Source organism: Gilliamella sp. Fer4-1 (assembly GCF_001690515.1).
GTDB lineage: Bacteria > Pseudomonadota > Gammaproteobacteria > Enterobacterales > Orbaceae > Gilliamella > Gilliamella apicola_C.
Genome location: NZ_LZGZ01000305.1, coordinates 1 through 2,589, shown reverse-complemented (window position 1 = coordinate 2,589; position 2,589 = coordinate 1). Strand labels below are relative to the sequence as shown.

General features: G+C 33.2%; 2 protein-coding genes. One reads left to right on the top strand and one right to left on the bottom strand.

What is annotated here, in order from left to right; translation table 11 throughout:
• Positions 1-363 precede the first annotated feature (363 nt).
• On the bottom strand, positions 364-1,530 hold the full coding sequence (gene rlmC / locus A9G30_RS10400) for a 23S rRNA (uracil(747)-C(5))-methyltransferase RlmC (RefSeq protein ID WP_065580879.1): 1,167 nt from the start codon (positions 1,528-1,530) through the stop codon (positions 364-366).
• 210 nt (positions 1,531-1,740) lie between these two features.
• Between rlmC and map the strand changes: the two genes are divergently transcribed.
• Positions 1,741-2,529 carry a type I methionyl aminopeptidase gene (gene map, locus A9G30_RS10395; protein WP_065566973.1) on the top strand — a complete coding sequence of 263 codons (789 nt, stop codon included), beginning with the start codon at positions 1,741-1,743 and terminating at the stop codon, positions 2,527-2,529.
• The last annotated feature ends 60 nt before the right edge of the window (positions 2,530-2,589 follow it).

The window sequence follows — 2,589 nt, the reverse complement described above, 5'->3', positions numbered from 1 at the left end:
TGTATTATGTGGCAATGAACCAAGAAATATCCGATTTGAATCATTCCACAATGATTAATTGATAGTAATAGACTTGCTCGTTTGCTTCTCAATCATTTGCCGTGCAAATACGATACCACCTACCCCAACGTCTTGTTAAAGCAATCAGTGCTCCATAGGTGGTTCAATAAATTAGAGGCAATTTCATGAACTAGGGTTATCGCTGTTTTATATTTAAATTTACGATTAGGTTATCGCTTTACTACATAAAACTGGCGATTTAAAAAACTTGTTGGCTATGCTTTTTAAAACCAAAATTTAGATGATGCCAATAGTTACACCTAGCATTTATTCAACAACTCTAGCGCTGAACTTATGGAAAAATTAAAGCTTTTTATTTTCATGTGCACTCTTTTTTTTCAACAAAATTAAAACTTCCATATGAGCAGTATGTGGGAACATATCAAATAATTGCGATTTAGTAATTTGATAATTATTTAACCATTTTAAATCTTCAACAAGTGAAGATAAGTTACAACTTGAATACATAATATAATTAGGCGACATTTGTTCTAAATACTGTGAAAGCATTTTGCCAGCTCCCCGCCTTGGCGGATTTAGCAATACTAAATCAGGAATCTTTTGTTCAGCAATAGCATACTGGGTAGCATCAAGCGATTTAAAAATTAACTGTTTAAATCCCAGATTATTAGCAGATTTTGTTGCGCACTCAATTGCATCTGGGCTAATTTCAATCCCTGTTAATTGAATATTTTTCTTTATTCCTTGGCTGACACAACTTAATCCAAAACCACCTACGCCACAAAACAGATCCCAAATAGAATAGATAGGTAAATTTGCAATCCAGTCACTTGCTGTTTTATAAAGATTGCTAGCAACATCAGTATTAGTTTGAAAAAAGCTTTTAGGTTTAATAAAAAGAGGAACACCATTTAAGGTCATGGGTAGGAATGGGCTCTTTGTTAAAACTAACTCTTCGTCGCCTTCTAATATTGCCGCATGATTAGGTTGTATATTTATTGATACCACCAATAAGTTTTGAATTTTTTCTTGTAATTGTTTGAAAGAATTATTTATTCTATCAACAAACTTGTGCGATTTTAAAATAAATCGGATCATAAAACAGATTTTATCATCTATTTTACTTTCGGTAATGATAACAAATTTTAACTCCCCTTTCCGCTTATTGATGTTATAAGGCACAAGCTCTTGTTTACGGATGAAAGTTCGAACCAGTTTTAAAATATTTTGCATACTATTTGAGTAAAGAGGACAATCACATAAATCGACCATCTCATTTTCCGTTTGTATACCCAAAATAGGTTTTTCAACAGTACCTAGCACCGCCATTTTTGCTTTATTACGAAAAGCGGTTTCATGGCTAGCAAATGGCTCTTTGACGTCGGTTGGTTTAAACTGATTTAATTGTTGTAACAGCTTATTTTGTTTTTCGGCTAATTGTATGTGATATGGGCGGTCTAACCACTGGCAAGAAAAACATTTTTTTTGCTGATAAAAACGACATTGCATTAATATAAAAACCTTTTTTATAATGAATTATTATGGATTGAATTCACTCTAATAAATAAGTATTGTTTTTTATTTTATACTAAAACATATAGCTTCCTGAAACTTTTTTACAAAAATATTAAGTAAAATACCCATTTAATCCGCTAGTATGATTTGACGAAATAGCGGTGTATGATAGGATATTGTCATTACTATTACAGGAAGAATTTAATGTCTATTAAGTTAAAAACCCCCGCAGAAATCGAAAAAATGCGCATAGCTGGTAAGCTGGCGGCTGAAGTTTTAGAAATGATTGAAGCCTATGTAAAACCAGGCATTAGTACAGGTGAATTAGATAAAATTTGTTACGATTATATTATCAACGTACAAAAAGCCATACCTGCTAATATTGGTTACCATGGTTATCAACATACGAGCTGTATTTCAATTAATGATGTTGTTTGCCATGGCATCCCGAGTTTTGATAAAAAGCTGAAAGATGGTGATATTTTAAATATCGATGTGACTGTTATCAAAGATGGTTTTCATGGCGATACCTCTAGAATGTATATTGCAGGAAAGCCAACAATTACAGGTGAAAAGCTATGCCAAGTTACACAAGAAAGTCTCTACGAAGCAATTAAAATCATAAAACCAGGTATTCGTTTAAAAGAAATTGGTAAAACGATACAAAAGTATGTAGATAAGTTCGGTTTCTCATCGGTACGTGAATATTGTGGCCATGGTATTGGTGAAGTCTATCATGACGAACCACAAGTTTTGCATTATGATGCAGATGATGGCGGTGTCATTTTAAAACCAGGTATGACCTTTACGATTGAACCTATGGTAAATACTGGTGACTGGCGCACTCGAACCATGAAAGATGGTTGGACTGTCAAAACGAAAGATCATGGTCTTTCTGCGCAATATGAACATACCATTTTAGTGACAGACAACGGTGTTGAAGTGTTGACGCTACGTAGCAACGAAGATTTTCCTCGTATTATTGAACACTAAGTAAAAAAAGATTCAACAATATGTTATTGTTGAATCTCCCCATTTTATAAATCTCTATCT